This is a genomic window from Stutzerimonas chloritidismutans AW-1 (assembly GCF_000495915.1).
Taxonomy (GTDB): Bacteria; Pseudomonadota; Gammaproteobacteria; order Pseudomonadales; family Pseudomonadaceae; genus Stutzerimonas; species Stutzerimonas chloritidismutans.
In genome coordinates this window covers 40,776-58,410 of sequence record NZ_AOFQ01000046.1, presented here as the reverse complement: position 1 = coordinate 58,410, position 17,635 = coordinate 40,776, and the positions used below count along the sequence as shown (strand labels likewise).

12 protein-coding genes are annotated in these 17,635 nt (G+C 65.9%); 10 read left to right on the top strand and 2 right to left on the bottom strand.

Annotated elements, in window-relative coordinates; all coding sequences use genetic code 11:
• Positions 1-21: 21 nt before the first annotated feature.
• Both F753_RS39055 and desA read right to left on the bottom strand, forming a co-directional pair.
• On the bottom strand, positions 22-1,020 hold the full coding sequence (locus F753_RS39055) for a GGDEF domain-containing protein (RefSeq protein ID WP_023445764.1): 999 nt from the start codon (positions 1,018-1,020) through the stop codon (positions 22-24).
• 124 nt (positions 1,021-1,144) lie between these two features.
• The gene (gene desA, locus F753_RS39050) at positions 1,145-2,335 is read right to left on the bottom strand and encodes a delta-9 fatty acid desaturase DesA (RefSeq protein ID WP_023445763.1); all 1,191 of its coding nucleotides are present in this window, start codon (positions 2,333-2,335) and stop codon (positions 1,145-1,147) included.
• Between the two features lie 316 nt (positions 2,336-2,651).
• On the opposite strand from desA, the gene F753_RS39045 reads away from it, so the two are divergent.
• The 10 genes from F753_RS39045 (at position 2,652) to F753_RS39000 (ending at position 17,592) form a co-directional block, all read left to right on the top strand.
• Positions 2,652-5,615 (top strand): PAS domain S-box protein, encoded by a 2,964-nt coding sequence (locus F753_RS39045; RefSeq protein ID WP_023445762.1) that lies wholly within the window; start codon positions 2,652-2,654, stop codon positions 5,613-5,615.
• Positions 5,616-5,661: 46 nt separating this feature from the next.
• Positions 5,662-6,048: a response regulator gene (locus F753_RS39040; RefSeq protein WP_014822179.1), complete on the top strand. Its 387-nt coding sequence runs from the start codon at positions 5,662-5,664 to the stop codon at positions 6,046-6,048.
• A 74-nt stretch (positions 6,049-6,122) separates the two neighbouring features.
• On the top strand, positions 6,123-8,534 hold the full coding sequence (locus tag F753_RS39035; RefSeq protein WP_031297878.1) for a PAS domain S-box protein: 2,412 nt from the start codon (positions 6,123-6,125) through the stop codon (positions 8,532-8,534).
• On the top strand, positions 8,534-8,920 hold the full coding sequence (locus tag F753_RS39030) for a response regulator (RefSeq protein ID WP_003303605.1): 387 nt from the start codon (positions 8,534-8,536) through the stop codon (positions 8,918-8,920). Before F753_RS39035 ends, F753_RS39030 begins: the two co-directional genes overlap by 1 nt.
• Complete coding sequence (locus F753_RS39025) at positions 8,913-10,550, top strand: diguanylate cyclase (RefSeq protein WP_023445760.1); 1,638 nt, start codon at positions 8,913-8,915, stop codon at positions 10,548-10,550. Before F753_RS39030 ends, F753_RS39025 begins: the two co-directional genes overlap by 8 nt.
• Before the next feature lie 132 nt (positions 10,551-10,682).
• A complete protein-coding gene (locus tag F753_RS39020; protein WP_023445759.1) occupies positions 10,683-13,559 on the top strand; it encodes a CHASE3 domain-containing protein in 2,877 nt (958 codons plus the stop codon).
• Positions 13,556-13,945 carry a response regulator transcription factor gene (locus F753_RS39015; RefSeq protein ID WP_014822184.1) on the top strand — a complete coding sequence of 130 codons (390 nt, stop codon included), beginning with the start codon at positions 13,556-13,558 and terminating at the stop codon, positions 13,943-13,945. Before F753_RS39020 ends, F753_RS39015 begins: the two co-directional genes overlap by 4 nt.
• Complete coding sequence (locus F753_RS39010; RefSeq protein ID WP_031297875.1) at positions 13,942-15,078, top strand: YaiO family outer membrane beta-barrel protein; 1,137 nt, start codon at positions 13,942-13,944, stop codon at positions 15,076-15,078. The genes F753_RS39015 and F753_RS39010 overlap by 4 nt, the downstream gene beginning before the upstream one ends.
• Complete coding sequence (locus F753_RS39005; RefSeq protein WP_014822186.1) at positions 15,068-16,192, top strand: HEAT repeat domain-containing protein; 1,125 nt, start codon at positions 15,068-15,070, stop codon at positions 16,190-16,192. The genes F753_RS39010 and F753_RS39005 overlap by 11 nt, the downstream gene beginning before the upstream one ends.
• Positions 16,189-17,592 carry a glycosyltransferase family 2 protein gene (locus F753_RS39000; protein ID WP_023445757.1) on the top strand — a complete coding sequence of 468 codons (1,404 nt, stop codon included), beginning with the start codon at positions 16,189-16,191 and terminating at the stop codon, positions 17,590-17,592. Before F753_RS39005 ends, F753_RS39000 begins: the two co-directional genes overlap by 4 nt.
• Positions 17,593-17,635 lie beyond the last annotated feature (43 nt).

Below are 17,635 nucleotides of genomic sequence, written 5' to 3'. Positions count from 1 at the left end.
CGGACATCCCCACCTGTCTGCTCAGCCGACGATCACCTGGTTCTTGCCCAGGCGCTTGGCGGTATACATCGCCGCGTCGGCGCGGGCGAACACGCTGCTCAGCTCGGGATCGCTGGCTTTCAGGTAGGTCAGGCCCAGGCTGGCGGTGACGCGGAAACGTTCGCCGTTGTCGGCGGTAAACACTACCCGTTCGATCTCGCGCTGCAGGCGTTCGGCGATCTGTTCGGCCAGATCCGGCTGACAGCCCGGCAGCACCGCGGCGAATTCCTCACCACCGATGCGCCCGAACAGGTCGCTCTGGCGCAGCACGGCAGCGCCGCAGCGGGCCACCTTCTGCAGCACCTGATCGCCCATCTGGTGGCCGTGGGTGTCGTTGATGCGCTTGAAGTCATCGATATCCAGCAGCAGGAACGCCAGCGAGGAAGCAAACTGCCGCGCCCGCTCGAACTCGCCGCGGGCGCATTCGAAGAAGTGCCGGCGGTTGCTGCTCTGGGTCAGTACATCGGTGGTGGCCAGACGCTGCAGTTCGCCTTCGAGCTGCTTCTTCTCGGTGATGTCTTCGGCGATACCGACAATGATCGGGCCCTGGCCACGATCGGCGCGACGGCCGAGGAAACACTTGTCGCTCAACCAGCGCAACTGCCCGTCGCCACGGATGATGCGGTACTCGCGGGTTTCCACTGCGCCCTCGTCGAGCACGGCGAGCATGCTCTTCTGCGCGAACTCGACGTCATCCGGATAGATCGCATTGCGCCACTCGCCGTAATCGGCCAGCAGCAGGGCCGGCGAGCGACCGAAGATGCGCTCGTAGGCCGGGCTGACGTAGATCATCCGCTGCGCCTGCCAGTCGAACGCCCAGAGCACGGCGTTGACACCGCCCAGCAGGGTGCTGAACAGTTGCTCGCGCTCGCCTAGGCGGGCAGCCTCCGCGCGCGCATGCATCAGCGCCAGCAATGTCTGCGCATCGCCGCCCGGTGGCATGCCCATACCCGAATCACCCTGATTACTCGCCAGCCGCATAGCCTTCTTCCTGAAACGACCGTCGCGATTGCGACGGTACTGCATGTTGAGAATGCTGTTCAGAGAGCCCGCCAGAGGCAAAGTTCCGGCCGGCTGCAGGCCTTGTGCTTGAGCCGATGGAAGGTCAGGCGATGGCGACCGACGGGCGCAGGGAATAGGTGCGCAGATGCTCGGCGAATTCGCGCAGCGACTGGATGCCGCTGGCCTCCGCTTCGTGCACCCACTGCTTGATCGCCGCCAGCATTTCGTGGCCGTTCGAGCTGGTTCGCGTCCAGATCTGCTGCAGCGCCAGACGCTTCTCGTAGATCACCTTGAGCGACTGGCTCTGCGCCAGCATGTCGTCGATGTGCGCCTGCTGTTCCTGCTGCAGCAGACTCGGCTCCCGCGCCAACAGTCGCTTGGCCCGGCGCAGTTGATGGCGCAGCGTGGCGTCGGCGCGGCCAAGCTCCTGGCGCACCAACGGCACGATAACCAGCTTGCGGTACTGCGCCATGATCTGGAAACGGTTGTTGAGGATCGCCATGGCGCTGTCCATGTCCAGCTGCTGCTTGCCCTCGATGCGGTGGGCGATCGGCGCGGTACGGTTGACCTTGGCCAGCCGCAGCAGGCTGAACAGGCGAATCCAGGCCCAGCCCATGTCGAACTCCCATTTGCGCACCGACAGCTTGGCCGAGTTCGGATAGGTGTGGTGGTTGTTGTGCAGCTCCTCGCCGCCGATGAGGATGCCCCAGGGCAGGAGGTTGGTCGCCGCATCTCGGCATTCGAAGTTGCGATAACCGACTGCGTGACCGAGACCGTTGACCACGCCGGCGGCCCAGAACGGAATCCAGATCATCAGCACGGCCCACACGGTGAGGCCGAGCGCGCCGAACAGCGCCAGGTCGATCAGCAGCATCAGCACGATGCCGGTATTGGGAAAGCGCGAATAGAGGTTGCGCTCGATCCAGTCGTCCGGGCAGTTCTTGCCGTAGATGCGCAGGGTTTCCTCGTTCTTCCCCTCTTCCATGTACAGCTCGGCGCCCTTGCGCAGCACCGTGCTCAGACCCTTATGCACCGGGCTGTGCGGGTCATCGGGGGTCTCGCATTTGGCGTGGTGCTTGCGATGGATGGCAGTCCACTCGCGGGTGTTCATCGCCGTGGTCAGCCACAGCCAGAAGCGGAAGAAATGCTTGAGCGCCGGATTCAGCTCCAGCGAGCGGTGCGCCGAGTAACGGTGCAGGTAGACCGTGACGCTGACGATGGTGACGTGAGTCAGCAGCAGCGTGGTCGCGATGAGTTGCCAGACCGACAGGTCGAGTAAACCGGTGTGCCACATAATAACGGGGTGCCTCTTGCAGAACGGTGCGCCAGCGACCTCCGCTGGCGTCCACCTGCCTTCAGCCTAACACCAGGTGTCGGCGAGTCTAGGAAACGGCCCGACCGACCGTCTAATAGCTGGTGATTTTTTAGCCAGATTCGGCTGCAATCGCTACGCTTCGGTACGTGGCGCCATGCTGACGTGCATTCCCGAAAGACGCTATCGGTCGTACTGGCATAGAGCTATCATTGTTTCTTTTTTGCCCTGGAAAGTTGCGGCTCATGCAAACGTCGTACGTCGAGCGCAGCACCTCGCGCCTCTGGCCGGCCCGCCGATGACGAACGCCGGCATCACCACACCGCACTGGATCTTCACGCTCGGCAGCCTGCTGCTCGTGCTGCTGTTCGGTAGTCTGGCATTCAATGACTACCGCGCGCGCGATGCCGCCTGGCACCTGGAAATCGACACCCATGGCGAACTGCAGAGCCTGGCGCTGCAGAGCGCGCAGCTCAATCAGCGACGGCAGGCCGACATGGTCGCCACGGCGCTGGCCGGCAATGCCGAAGTGCTGCGCCAGGTTCGCCAGATCGATACGGCGCTACGTGATGGCCGGGCCATGGACGATGCACGTATCGAGCTGGCACGTCAGCGTCTGCGCGCCGCGTTGAGCCCGGCCTGGAGCGCCATGCAACGCCACGGCGCGTTGCAGTTGCAGATCTTCTGGAGCGACGCTGGGGTCGCCCTGCTGCGCATGCAGCAACCGGAGCGCTTCGGTGACGCAATGGCGGCGCAGCGCCCGATGCTGCGCCGCGCGATGAGCGAAGGCAGCATGCAGTACGGCATGGAGGTCAATGCGCTCGGCGCCAGCAGTCGCGCCATCGTTCCTTTGCGTGCCACCGACAGCGAGTCCGGCGAGATCATCGGCGCCCTGGAAGTCGGCTACAACGTGCTGCCGGAATTGCCCGAGCTGGGCGATCAGCTGGCTGCCGGGCTGGCGCTGGTGGTCAATCGCCAGGCACTGCAGGCGGCAGACGTGGAAGCCCCCAGCGGCGTGCAACTGCGCAGCGACGGCGACTGGCTGCTGATCGAACATTCGGCGACACAGATTCTGCACTGGGCGCAGCAGAGCATGCTGCCCGAGCCGGAGAGCGGCCTGGCCTTGCGCCTGCTGAGTGCCGACGGCCGCACCTATATGCTCAATCAGATTCCCCTGCACAGCGACCGTCGGGCCCAGCCATCGGCGCCGCTGCTGGCAGCGGCGCTGGTCTGGCGCGACATCAGCGCCATGCAGCAGGAGCACCAACAGGCCGGGCGCCGGCTGCTGATCAAATGGAGTCTGGCCTGGCTGATCGCCGAGGCGTTGCTGCTGACCCTGGCGGTACTGCTGCAACGGCGCATCGGCGCGCAGCTGCAGCATCAGTTCAGCCAGCAACAGCAGGGCCGACGCCGCCAGCGCCTGCTCGACCGCGCACAGAAGATCGCCAGCCTGTTGCCCGGCGTGGTGTTTCAGCTCAAGCGCTTCGCCAACGGCCGCTATGCCTTCCTCTATGCCAGCGAGGGCGCACGTGACCTGTACGGCATCGACCCGCAGAGGCTTCTGGAAGATGCTTCCCAGGCCCTGGTGCACGTTCACCCGCAGGATCTGCCACGCCTGAAAGCCGCACTGCTGCGTGTGGCTGCTGGGTCGACAACCGGCTCGGTGGAGTTCCGCATCCAGCATCCGCAACGCGGTCTGCTCTGGGCCGAGGGGCGTGCCACCGCCGAACGACGTCCCGACGGCACCGTGCTCTGGCACGGCTTCGTCACCGAGATCAGCGAACTGATGGAAGCCACCCGCGCGCTGCAGAAGAGTGAAAGTCGTTACCGCGCCATGGTCGGCAACCTGCCGGGCGTGGTCTACCGCTGCCGCAACGACGGCCGTCGGCGCATGAGCTACCTGAGCGACGGCATCGAACGCCTGACCGGCTACCCGGCCGGCGGTTTCGTCGGCGACCGCGTGCGCAGCTACGCCAGCCTGATCCACCCAGACGACCTCGAGCTGGCCCGGCAACACGCCGAGCAGGACACCTTCGAGGGCGTCTACCGCCTCATCAATGCCGAAGGCCGGACCGTCTACGTGCGCGAAAAGGCCCGCGTACTGCACGAGCGCGACGACCCGGTGGGCTGGTGCGACGGCTTCATCTGGGATGTCACCGACCAGGCGCTGGCCAAGGAAGAGATGCAGGAGCGCGAGCGCTACCTGAGCATGCTGATCGACAACGTGATCGACGCCATCATCATCATCGACGCCCGCGGCATCATCGAAACCTTCAACCATGCCGCCGAACAGATCTTCGGCTACAGCGCCGCGGAGGTCATCGGCCGCAACCTGTCGATGCTCATGCCCGAACCGGACCGCTCCGCCCACGACGGCTATCTGGAAACCTACGAGCGACGCGGCATTCCTCGCGCGCTGGAGCAGAACCGCGAACTCACCGCCCTGCGCCGGACCGGCGAAACCTTCACCATCGAACTGCGCGTCTCGCAGATCAACCACCACGGCGAGCGCCGATTCATCGGCCTGGTGCGCGACATCACCGAGCGCAAGCGCATCGAGCGGATGAAGAGTGAGCTGGTGTCCATCGTCAGCCACGAGCTGCGTACGCCACTGACCTCGATCTCCGGTGCCCTCGGCCTGATCGTCGGCGGCGCGCTGGGCGAGCCTTCACCGAACATGCGCCAGATGATCAGCATCGCCCACCAGAACAGCCTGCGCCTGGGGCGCCTGGTGGACGACCTGCTGGACATGGACAAGCTGGTCGCCGGCAAGATGACCCTCGACCTGCGCGCGCATGCGCTGCCGACGCAGCTGCAACAGGCAATCGCCGCCAATCAGGGCTATGCCGCCAAGCACGGTGTCACGCTGGAGCTGCTGCCCGCGCCGGACGTGCAGCTGATGACAGACGACGACCGGTTGCAGCAGGTACTGGCCAATCTCATCTCCAATGCGGTCAAATTCTCGCCGCAGGGTGGCACCGTTACGCTCGGCAGCGAGCGACGCGATGACTGGGTGCGAATCTCGGTACGCGATCAGGGACCGGGCATCGCCGCCGAATTCCACACACGAATCTTCCAGAAGTTCTCCCAGGCCGATTCCTCCGACAGCCGCCAGAAGGAAGGCACCGGGCTAGGCCTGGCCATTAGCAAGGAACTGATCGAACACATGCACGGCCGGATCGGTTTCGATTCCGAGCCCGGCGAAGGCGCCTGTTTCTGGTGCGAACTGCCAGTCGCGCCGCTGGCGCAAGATCAATCCTGATGCTTCCGTTAAGCGGACGCGCACGCAAACGACCCCCGGAGGCACAATGGCCGAGCTAAGGCGCATCCTGCACGTTGAAGACGATCCGTCGATTCAGGCGGTGACCAAACTGGCCCTGGAGGCCGTTGGCGGATACGAGGTGCTGTCCTGCTCCTCTGGCGCACAGGCGCTGGAGGAAGTCGAAGCCTTCGCCCCCGACTTCATCCTGCTGGACGTGATGATGCCGGGCATGGACGGCCCGCAGACGCTGCTCAGATTGCGCGAGCGCATCGACCTGGAACGGATTCCGGTAACATTCATGACCGCCAAGGTGCAGCCGAGCGAGATCGAGCACCTGCGCAAGCTGGGCGCGCGCGACGTGATCGTCAAGCCGTTCGACCCGATGCAGCTGGCCGAGCAGATTCGCAGCATCTGGCTGAGTGGCCGATACTAGGCAGAACTGCTTAATCCCCCGGTCGTGAAACGCTGCCGACCGGACGCCCCCCACCGAACCAGCAAGGCGCGACGATGGAGTCACCGCAACAAAGCACGACGCCGATGCCATCCACCGCCCAGCCGCGCGAGCTGTCACGCCTGGCGGCGTTACTGCGCTACGAAATCCTCGATACGCCGGAAGACTCGGTCTTCGACGACTTCACCAAACTGGCCTCACAGATCTGCGACACGCCCATAGCGCTGATTTCACTGGTCGACGACCGCCGCCAGTGGTTCAAGAGCCGCGTCGGCCTCGACGTCAGCGAGACCCCGCGGGAAATCTCCTTCTGCACCTACACCATCGCCGGCGACGAGATCTTCGAGGTGCCGGATACGCTGCAGGACCCGCGTTTTTGCAACAACCCGCTGGTACTCGGCGACCCGCAGATTCGCTTCTATGCCGGAGCACCGCTGACCACGCCGGACGGCTACAACCTTGGCACCCTGTGCGTGATCGACCGCCAGCCACGTCGCCTCAGTGCCGAGCAACGCGAAATCCTGGAGCGCCTCGGCCGCCAGGTGATCCGCCTGTTCGAACAGCAGCTGCTGGCGCACCGTCACGCCGAACAGGCGGCACTGCAACAGGCCATCCTCGACAGCGCCTCCAGCGCCGTGCTGGTGACCCGCCCCGACGGTGTCGTCACCAGCGTCAACCCGACCGCCGAACGGCTGCTCGGCTACAGCGAACAGGCGCTGGTCGGCCATCCGCTGACCGCCGCGCTGTTCCGTCCGGAGGCGCTGCAGCGCCGGGCGCTGTTGCTTTCCAGCGAATTGCAGATGCCGCTCGAGGCCGATTTCTCGGTACTGACCGCGCCGCTGCACCGCGGCCGGCGCGACATGTCCGAATGGCGCCTGCGTCACCAGAACGGCAACGAGGTACCGGTGCTGCTGGGTGTGAGCGCGATCCATGACGAGCAGGAGCACCTGCGCGGCTATCTGGTCAACGCCTACGACCTGGCCTATCAGGAGCAGCTGCAACTACGCTTGCAGCAGATCGCCGCGCAAGTCCCGGGCATGCTCTTCCAGTTCCACTGGCGCGCCGATGGGGCGTCGTGCTTTCCCTACGTCAGCGAAGGCGTCGAGCAGATCTACGGGCTCAGCCCCGGACAGCTGGCCAGCAGCTTCGCGCCGATCGTCTGCCGGGTCCACGGGCCCGACCGCAGCGCGCTGCTGATCAGCATCCGCAAGGCGGCGAGCGAGCTCACGCCCTGGCACAGCGAGCACCGCGTCGAGCACCCGCGCAAGGGGCTGATCTGGGTCGAGGCGCGGGCCACGCCGCTGCAACAGGTCGATGGCTCTGTGCTCTGGCATGGTTTCGTCACCGATATCACCGCGCGCAAGGCCGAACAGCTGGAGCTGGACAAGCAGCAGGAAATGAATCGGCGCCTGCTCGAAGCGCTGAGCGAAGCGGTGATCGCCTGCGACGCCGAGGGCAATCTGACCCTGTTCAACGAGAAAGCTAAACAGTGGCATGGGGCTGACGCCGAGTCGGGCTCGCCGGAGCAGTGGGCGACACGCTATCAACTGTTTCGCGCCGACGGCATGACGCCGTTGCAGCCCGAAGAAATTCCGCTGCGCCGCGCGCTACATGGCGAGCATGTCATCAACCATGAAATGGTCCTGTTGAGTCAGGGCTCGCCACGATATGTGCTCTCCAACGCCGATCCGCTGTTCAGTTCCGACGGCCATCCCTTGGGCGCGGTCGTCGTCATGCACGACATCACCGAACGCAAGCGCATCGAACGCCTGCAGCGCGAGTTCATCTCTACCGTCAGCCACGAGCTGCGCACGCCGCTGACCTCCATCACCGGCGCCCTGGCGCTGATCTGTTCGAACGTCATGGGCGAAGTGCCTGAATCGATGCTCGAGTTGCTGGATATCGCCCAGCAGAACAGCCAGCGCCTGGGCGCGCTGATCGACGATCTGCTGGATATGGAAAAACTGCACGCCGGCAAGATGCGCTTCGACATGCTCGAGCAACCGCTGCCGCCCCTGCTGGAACTGGCCCTGCGTAGCAACGGCAGCTACGCCGAGCGGCATGGCGTGCAGCTGCACCTCGGCGCCTGCCCGGCGGTGAGCGTGACGGTCGATGCCATGCGTGTGCAGCAAGTATTGAGCAATCTACTTTCCAACGCAGCGAAGTTCTCCCCGGCCGGTGAGCAAGTCGAACTGTCAGCCCAATTCAGTGACGGCCGGGTCCGGGTCAGCGTCCGAGACCAGGGCCCGGGCATTTCCGACGAATTTCATGCGCGGGTATTCCAGAAGTTCGCCCAGGCCGACTCGTCCGACAGCCGCCAGCAAGGCGGCACCGGGCTGGGTCTGGCGATCAGCAAGGAGCTGATCGAGCACATGGGCGGGCATATCGGCTTCGAATCCGAGCCCGGCCGTGGCGCCTGCTTCTGGTTCGAACTACCCGCACAAGGCCAGGCCAAGGAGAGACCGTGATGAAACAGCTCAAGCGCATCCTGCACGTCGAAGACGTACCGTCCATCCAGGTGGTGACGCGTATCGCCCTGGAAAAGCTCGGCGGCTTCGAGGTACTCAGCTGTCAGTCCGGTCAAGCCGCGCTCGATCAGGTGCAGGCTTTCGCCCCTGATCTGATCCTGCTCGATGTGATGCTGCCGCAGATGGACGGCATCGAGCTGGTTCGCCAGCTCTCCCATCTGATCGACCTGCAGCAGACGCCCGTGGTGTTTCTCACCGGCCACTTGCAGCCCGAACGGCTGCAGGAGCTGCGCCAGCTCGGCGTGCGCCAGGTGCTGAGCAAGCCCTTCGATCCGCTGCAGCTTGCCACCCAGCTGCGGCAAATCTGGGAGGCCGAGCATGGATGATCGCACCCGCCTGGCGCTGCAGGAGCAGCTGGCGCAGCTGGAACAGCAATTCGGCGAACGGCTGCAGGCCGACCTGATCGACCTCGCCGCGCTCGCCCAGGATCTGCAGCAGACTCGCGCCACTGCCAGTCGCCGGCTGGTGATGCTGAACATCCGCGAGCGCCTGCATCGTCTGGCCGGCGCCGCCGGTACCTTTGGTTTCGCCAAGCTCGGGGAACGCGCCAGACAACTCGAACAACGTGCCGACCGCTGGCTGGATTCGGCCAAGCCGGGCAGTCGCGCGGCCGAGGCCTTCGCCCGCGCGGTGCTGCAATTGGCCAGCGAAACCCCCGGCCAGGAACGCCACGGCGCGGCGGAGCTGCCCGAACATCACGAGGACCCGGCACCCGGCTGTCGCATCTACCTGATGAAGGCCGATCCGGTCGCGGGCGCCAGCATGGCGGTGACCCTGCGCAACTTCGGCTATCTGGTCAGCGAGTGGCTCAGTTTCGCCGCGCTGCAGGAGGCCGTGGCCGATGAGCTGCCCGACGCGCTGATCGTCAGCGTCGAACAGGAAGGCGATTTCGAGGCGCTGGCCGCCCTGCAGCAAAGCCTCGAGCAACCACTGCCGCTGCTGGTCATCCATGATCGTGCCGATTTCGCCAGCCAGCTGGCCGCGGTACGCGCCGGGGCCCAGGGCTTCTTCGTCCGTCCACTGGACATCACCCAGCTGGAAAACAGCCTGGAGCGCTGCCTCGATCGACAGCAGGGCGAGCCGTTCCGCGTGCTGATCATCGATGACGACGCCGAACTGGCGGCACGCTACAGCCTGGTGCTGCGCAACGCGCAGATGCAGGTGCAGATCCTCACCGAACCGACCCGCGTGCTGGACACCATGCGCAGCTTCAACCCCGAGGTGCTGTTGCTGGACATCAACATGCCGGACTGCTCCGGCCCGGAGCTGGCGCAGATGATCCGCCTGCATGACGAATGGCTGCGGGTGACCATCATCTACCTTTCTGCCGAGACCGATACCCACCGGCAGATGGCAGCGCTGCTCAAGGCCGGCGACGACTTCATCACCAAGCCGATCAGCGACACCGCGCTGGTCGCCGCGGTGTACTCCCATGCCCAGCGTGCGCGCTCGCTGAGCACCGCGCTGGCCCGCGACAGCCTTACCGGCCTGCTCAAGCACGCCGATATCAAGGAGCAGCTGGCGCTGGAAGTGCAGCGCACCACCCGTACCGGCAAACCGGCCAGCGTGGTGATGCTCGATCTCGATCATTTCAAACAGGTCAATGACACCTACGGGCACGCCGCCGGTGACAACGTGATCCGCGCCCTGGCCAACCTGCTGCGCCAGCGCCTGCGGCGTATCGACAGCCTCGGCCGCTATGGCGGCGAGGAGTTCGTCGCCGTATTGCCCGAATGCTCGGCCCTGCAAGCGCGGCGCATCTTCGACGAAATCCGCGTGCGCTTCGCCGCGCTGAGCTTCAATGCCGGCGACCAGGAGTTCTGCGTGACCTTCAGCGCCGGCATCTGCGAAACCGACGGTCACAGCGCCGCTGGCCTGCTGCTCGAGCGTGCCGACCAGGCGCTGTATGTGGCCAAGCACAATGGCCGCAACCAGGTGCAGATCGCCCAGCGCTGAGCGCCCGGCCCTTTCGGCGGCGAACCGCAGTGGTCCGGGCAGGTCTGACTATACTGAATTCATCCCGGTGACCACGCGGTAGCGAGGCAACTGGGGATTCTGTGCAGTCGTCCCCGTCGGAAGGAGTCCGGTTTGCCCGCAAGACTCGCGATCGGTTGGCACTCAATCGCCTTTCTCGCTGCGTTTCTGTTGCTCGTCGCCCTTGGCTGGCAAGGCAAGCGCACGCAGGAAGCGCTGTTGCAGACCAATCGCTCGGTCAGTCACAGCCTGGAAATCATCACCTCGGTCCAGGCGATCTTTTCTTCGTTGCAGGACATCGAAACCGGTTCGCGCGGTTTCATCCTCACCGGCGACCCCACCTATCTCGAACCCTACGAGCGTGGCCTCAGACAGCTGGAAGGCAACCGGCGCAGCCTGCAGCGCCAGGTCGAGGAGCGCCATTTTCCCGATCGGCGCTGGTTCCAGACGCTCGATGCGACCATCGCCGAACGCCTCGAAGTAGCCGCCGGCAACATACAGACCCGCCGCGAAGCCGGGCTGCAGGCTGCCGTGGAGCGTCTGCGCAAGGCCGGCGGGCACCTGCTGATGGACCGCCTGCGCGCATTGCTCAACGCCGTCGAGCAGCACGAGCGCAGCCACCTGGCCGCCGCCAGCGAAGCCGTGGCACGCACCACCGAGCGCGCTCAGCGGCTGGCATTGATCGGCACACTGGTGGTGATCGGACTGTTCCTGGCCGCCTTCTGGGCCCTGCAGCGAAATCTGCAGATTCGCCAGCAGCTCGCCCGTGGTGCCCAGGCCGGCGAGGCGCGTCTCGGAGCGCTGTTGCAGGCCATCCCGGACCATCTCTACGCGGTCGATGAGCGGCAGCAGGTCTCCAGCATTTCGCGTGGCACCCCGCGCCGCGCGCCGCCACCGGAAGCGATCGAACCCTTGCTCGTCGAGCTGCTCAATCAGACCGACGAAGGCGCACTACGCCAGAAGACCTGGTGCGAGTTGCAGACCCAGCGCACCTTCGAGGTGCGCCTGATGCCCACCGGGCTGGGCGACCATCTGGCCATCGCGCGCGACGTCAGCGAACTGCAGCGCAACCGCGACAGCCTGCACGACCAGCAGGTGTTCCTCCGCCGGGTGGTCGACACCGACGACAACCTGATCTTCGTTCGCGACGCCCAGGGTCGCTTCCTGCTCTGCAATTCGGCGCTCGCGACGCTGTTGAACGTGCGCCCGCAGGACATCGAGCAGCGTCGCCCCGATGAAGTGCCGTCAGCCGTGCGGCTGCAGCCGCTGCTGCTGGGTGACGAAGAGCTGGCCGAGCTGGCGGGAGGCAGCAGCGAACTGCGCAGCACCGAGGTTGCGCTGACCGATGCCCATGGCACGGAGCACTGGTTCCAGGTGGTCAAGCGACCGCTGCGGATCTCGGCACGCACCTGCCATGTGGTCACGGTAGCGGTGGACATCTCACTGCGCCGACGCATGGAGCAGATGAAGACCGAATTCATCTCTACCGTCAGCCATGAACTGCGCACGCCGCTGACCGCCATCCGCGGCGCTCTCGGCATGCTGATCGGCGGTATCGCCGGGCATATCGGCGACGACGCCCGCCCGCTGCTGGATATCGCGCACAAGAACAGCGAACGCCTGGTGCGCCTGATCAACGACATCCTCGACATCGAAAAGCTCGAAGCCGGGCGCCTGGCGTTCAACTTCGGCCGCCACGACGTGCGCGCGCTGGTGCAGCAGGCGCTGTCGGACATCGAGCCGTACGCCCGCGACTACGGCGTCAGCCTCGCGTTGGTGAGCGGCGACGAGTCGCGGTCGAGCGACGCCATGGTCGACCCCGACCGCTTCGCCCAGGTGATGGCCAACCTGCTGTCCAATGCGATCAAGCATTCCCCCGCCGGCGGCAGCGTGACGGTCGATCTTCGTCACCACGACAACGTGCTGGAACTCGGTGTACAGGATCACGGGGCGGGGATTCCCGAGGCTTTCCGCGGGCGGATCTTCGAACGCTTCGCCCAGGCCGACTCCTCCGACGCCCGCCAACGTGGCGGCACCGGGCTGGGCCTGGCGATCACCCGCTCGCTGGTGCAGCAGATGCACGGGCAGATCGGTTTCGACTCCCAGGAAGGCCACGGCTCGCGCTTCTGGCTGCAGCTGCCACTGGAGGAGCAATCCGCAGCGCCCCTGCAGCGACCCGCCGCACCACGGGCCAGAGCCGCTCAGGGTGACGACGCGCCGCTGATCCTCATCCTCGAGCCGGACACGCGGGCCGCCGAGCAGCTGGCCACAGCGCTGCAGCAACATGGCTACGCCACCTTGATCAGTGGGAGCGCAGCCGAGGCACGCCAGCTGTTGCTGAAGTTCGACGTCGAGGCACTGACCCTCAGCCCGGCACTGGATGACGAGAACAGCGCGGCCTTCCTGCAGAGCCTGCGCAGCCAGCACAACTACCGCAACCTGCCGGTGCTGATCGTCAGCCTGCAGCCGCAGCGACGCGATGATGACGACGGCACGCTGCGCGGCGGCGCGGTGGGAGTGATCGACTGGCTGCACAAGCCGATCGACCCCTCGCGGGTGATGGACGTCATCCGCGCCTGTCTGCAGCTGAGTGGACACCGGCCGCGCATCCTGCACGTCGAGGACGATGACGACCTGCGGGTGCTGCTGGCCAGGCAGATTGCCGTGCTCGACGTCGACCTTTCCGGCGCCGCGACGCTGCACGAAGCGCGCGAGCTGATCGCGGCACAGACGTTCGACCTGGCCATCATCGACCTGATGCTGCCGGACGGTCAGGGTACCGAGCTGTTCGACCAGCTCGCGCAGAGCGTCCCACCGCCGCCGGTGATCATCTTTTCCGCGCTCGACACCCCGATTCAGGACGACCGCCTGGCGCTGCGCCAACTGGTGAAATCTCGTCACGACGGCGATGAGCTGGCCAGGCTGATCCAGCACCTGCTGCAACACTGGCCGCCGGGGCACACACACGAAACCGACGAGGCTCACCCATGAGCGAATCCGCCAGCAAACGCATTCTCATGGTGGAAGACGAAGAAGACATCGCCTTTCTCATCCGCTACATGCTCGAACGTCACGGCTTCGTGGTCGACCACGCCGCCGATGGCCGGCAGGCACTGGAGTACTTCGCCCAGAGCGAGCCGCCGGATCTGACGCTGATGGACATCATGCTGCCCTACCATGACGGCCTGGAACTCATCGAACGGCTGCGGGCGCAGCCCGGCTGGGACAGCGTGCCGGTGCTGATGCTGACGGCCAAGGCCCGTGAAGTGGACATCGTCCGAGCACTGGAACTCGGCGCCGACGACTACGTGACCAAGCCCTTCCAGCCGGAGGAACTGCTGGCGCGCATCCGCCGTCTGCTGAGGGGCCGCCGATGAAGCGAGCGGTAATGCTGCTTGCCCTGGCGCTGCCTTGCGGTGCGGCGCTGGCGGACGTCGCTACCGCCCAGCGGCAGGTCCAGGCGCAACAACTGGACGCGGCCGAAGCCACACTTCGGGCGCATCTGGCCGGGCAGCCGGACGACACCGCGGCGCAGTTCCTGCTCGCCCGTGTATTGAGCTGGCAAGGCCGCCCTGAACAGGCGCTGCCGATCTATCGCCGCCTGCTGCAGCAACAGCCGGACAACGCCGACTATCTGCTCGGCGAGGGCCAGGCGCTACTCTGGGCCGGTCATCCGCAACGGGCGCTGGAATCGCTCGAGCGCGCCGCCCAGCTCGTCCCGGACTATGCCGAGGTGCAGCAGGTGATCCAGCAGGCCCGCGCTGCGCTGACCGTGCCCAGCACCGCAGCGGCGCCCGTGCCGGTGGACGACGCCGCGACCAAGCGACGCCACGAACTGGAAATCTCCGCTCGCCAGGACTGGCTCGACAGCGGCTTTGACAACTGGCGCAGCCAGCGCCTGGACTACGCCTCGACGAAGCCGGAGAGTCTCGGCTGGGATGGCGCGCTGACACGCGAGCAACGCTTCGGCGAGTGGGACGAAGGCGTCGAAGCCGGCGCCGTCATTGCGCTGGACGAGAACTGGACCCTGCAACCGGAGGTCGGCTACCAGCCGTCGCCCTATTTCCTTCCCGAGTGGCATGCCGATCTGCGCCTGCAGCGGCGGCTACCAGACGGCTACCTCGGCGCTGTCAGTGTCCGCCGCACCGAGTACGAGACCACCCGGGTCGACCGCCTCGCGCTGAGCGCCGAACGCTACTGGAACGCCTGGCGCGCCGGCTACACGCTGAACGTCACCGATGTCGCCAATGCCGGCACGCCGATCGGCCATGATCTGGCACTGGACTACTACTACCAGGGCCTGAGCTACGCCGGCCTGCGCCTGACCGTGGGCGAGGAAGAAGCGGTGGAGGAACAGCAGCTGATCACCAGCGACGTGCGCGCCATCAGCCTGCAGGGTCGCCACTGGTTCGACAGCCGCTGGGCGCTGAGCTGGGAAATCGGCCATCACCAGCAGGGCAGCTACTACGACCGGCAATGGCTGCAGCTCGGCCTGTGTCATGCTTTCTGAATGGCTGGCGCGCTGCCCCCACTGGCTGTGCGAAGCATCGGCGAACGCCTGGGCGCAGCTCTGGCCGGAAGACCGCATGCTGCAACTGGCGCTGTACTGCGCCTTCGGCCTCGGCGCACTGACGGTGCTGGTGCTGCTGCAGGTTCTGCTGCTCGGTGAGGTATCACGCCGGCGCACCGTACGCCGGCAGCAGTTCAACGAACAGTGGCGGCCCTTCTTCGCCCTCTGCAGCTTGAGCGACGAACTCCCGCCCAGCCATGCGCCATTGCCACGGCGGCGACAGCTGTGGTTCCTGCTGCAGTGGAACCGCACCCAGCTACAGTTGCGCGGGGCCGCACGCGAGCGCATGAACCGCGCGCTGATCGCTCTGGGCATGGACCGCCAGGCCTTGATCCTGCTGCGCGGGAGAGTGCGCAGCAAGCTGATCGGCCTGACCTGCCTGCGGCATCTGGCTGACCCCGCGCACTGGCAGGCGGTGCAACCGCTACTGCTGAGCCGCAACTCCATCGTCGCCCTCTCCGCCGCCCAGACCCTGGTGGCGATGGACGCCAGCAAAGCCATGGCGCTGATCCTGCCGGCGGCGGTGAATCGCCCCGACTGGGCGCTGCCGCGGCTGATCAGTCTCTGCCAGCAGGCTGGCGAACAGGCCGTGACCACGCCGCTGCTGATCGTGCTGTCCTCCTCGGAAGATCCGCGTCGCGAGCGTCTGGTTCCCCTGCTCGTGCAGGGCGATCCCCGCCACGCCGCGCCTTGGGCCCGTGCCCGGCTGGACGAAGGCGCACCGGCAGAATATCTGCAGGTAGCGCTGCGCTGCCTGTGCGAACTCGGCGACCCGCGCGACCGCCACCGCCTGCTACGCGCCCTGCAGCATGAACAGGACACCGTGCGTCTGGCGGCGCTGCAGGCATTGCACAAACAGGCACGCCGCGAAGACAGCGAACTGTTCCTGCCGCTGCTATCGGACAGCAGCTGGTGGGTGCGCCAGGCGGCGGCCGACAGCCTGGCGGCGATGCCGGGCGCGACGCTGGAGGGGCTGCAGCATATGCTTGAACAGGTTCGTGATCGTTACGGCAGGGACGCCCTGCGCCGCGCCATCGCGGAGGTGCGCCGGTGACCGATACCTGGCTGTGGTGGTTGCAGGTCGCATTCATCCTCTATTTCCTGCTGCTCAACGGCATGTACCTGCTGCTCAACATGCTGTCGATGGCAAGCCTCATGGGCTACATCCGGCAACGGGCGGAAACCGGCGAATTGGCGCCCTACCTGGGTGTGGAGCCGCCGGTGTCGGTACTGATGCCGGCGTTCAACGAGGAAGCGACCATCCGCACCTCGGTGCGCTCGATGCTGCAGCTGCAGTATCCCGAGTTCGAGATCGTGGTGATCAACGACGGTTCGAAGGACAACACCCTCGCCGTGCTGATCGAGGAATTCGACCTGGTGCCGCACCCCGAGCCGCTGCGCCAGGCCGTGGCCCACCAACCGGTGCAGGCCATCTATCGTTCGCGGCGCTACGCCAATCTGCGGGTGGTGGACAAGGCCAACGGCGGCAAGGCCGATGCGCTGAATGCCGGTATCAACGCGGCACGCCACGGACTGTTCTGCGGCGTCGACGCCGACTCGATCCTGCAGCGCGACAGCCTGTTGCGCGTGGTGCAGCCCTTCCTCGAAGACGAGCGCACCATTGCCGCCGGCGGCACCGTGCGTATCGCCAATGGCTCGCAGGTGCGCGGCGGCTTTCTTATCCAGGCCGGATTGCCACGCAACTGGCTGGCACGTTTTCAGATCGTCGAATACCTGCGTGCGTTTCTCTTCGGCCGTCTCGGCTGGGCGCCGCTCAACGCCGTGCTGATCATCTCCGGCGCCTTTGGCCTGTTCGACCGCGAACGGGTGATGGCGGTCGGCGGCTATCGCACCGATACCGTTGGCGAGGACATGGAGCTGGTGGTGCGGCTGCACCGTTATCACCGCGAGAAGCGCATCCCCTACCGCATCCGCTACCTGCCGGACCCGATCTGCTGGACCGAATGCCCGGAAGATCTCGGCACCCTCGGCCGCCAGCGCAGCCGCTGGCAGCGCGGCCTGGCCGAGAGCCTCGGCCGTCATGCGCGGCTGGCTTTCAGCCTGCGTGGCGGCACGCCGGGCTGGCTGGCCTGGCCGTTCATGGCGCTGTTCGAATGGATCGGCCCGCTGATCGAGCTGGTCGGCTACGGCTTCATGCTCGCCGGCTTCGCCTTCGGTGCGGTGTCCTACGCGGCTCTGGCGGCCTTCCTGCTGGTGGCGATCGGCATGGGCATCCTGCTGTCGGTCAACGGCCTGCTGCTGGAAACCATGTCGTTCCGCGTCTACAGCCGTCGGCGCGACATGCTGCAGCTGTTTCTGATGGCCGTGCTGGAGAACTTCGGCTACCGCCAGCTGAACACCGTCTGGCGCTGCCGCGGCCTCTGGCAATGGTTCTCGCGACGCAAGCACCACTGGGGCGCGATGCGCCGCAGCGGGCAGTGGGGGCAAAGCTAGCTGAACGCTCAAAAAACCGGAGGGTGGATCACGCTTCATCGAT

What these genes read in the sequence shown, in the direction of transcription:
- F753_RS39055 (WP_023445764.1), bottom strand. Translation starts at nt 1,020, where the DNA reads ATGCGGCTGGCGAGTAATCAGGGTGATTCGGGTATGGGCATGCCACCG.
- desA (WP_023445763.1), bottom strand. Translation starts at nt 2,335, where the DNA reads ATGTGGCACACCGGTTTACTCGACCTGTCGGTCTGGCAACTCATCGCG.
- F753_RS39045 (WP_023445762.1), top strand. Translation starts at nt 2,652, where the DNA reads ATGACGAACGCCGGCATCACCACACCGCACTGGATCTTCACGCTCGGC.
- F753_RS39040 (WP_014822179.1), top strand. Translation starts at nt 5,662, where the DNA reads ATGGCCGAGCTAAGGCGCATCCTGCACGTTGAAGACGATCCGTCGATT.
- F753_RS39035 (WP_031297878.1), top strand. Translation starts at nt 6,123, where the DNA reads ATGGAGTCACCGCAACAAAGCACGACGCCGATGCCATCCACCGCCCAG.
- F753_RS39030 (WP_003303605.1), top strand. Translation starts at nt 8,534, where the DNA reads ATGAAACAGCTCAAGCGCATCCTGCACGTCGAAGACGTACCGTCCATC.
- F753_RS39025 (WP_023445760.1), top strand. Translation starts at nt 8,913, where the DNA reads ATGGATGATCGCACCCGCCTGGCGCTGCAGGAGCAGCTGGCGCAGCTG.
- F753_RS39015 (WP_014822184.1), top strand. Translation starts at nt 13,556, where the DNA reads ATGAGCGAATCCGCCAGCAAACGCATTCTCATGGTGGAAGACGAAGAA.
- F753_RS39010 (WP_031297875.1), top strand. Translation starts at nt 13,942, where the DNA reads ATGAAGCGAGCGGTAATGCTGCTTGCCCTGGCGCTGCCTTGCGGTGCG.
- F753_RS39005 (WP_014822186.1), top strand. Translation starts at nt 15,068, where the DNA reads ATGCTTTCTGAATGGCTGGCGCGCTGCCCCCACTGGCTGTGCGAAGCA.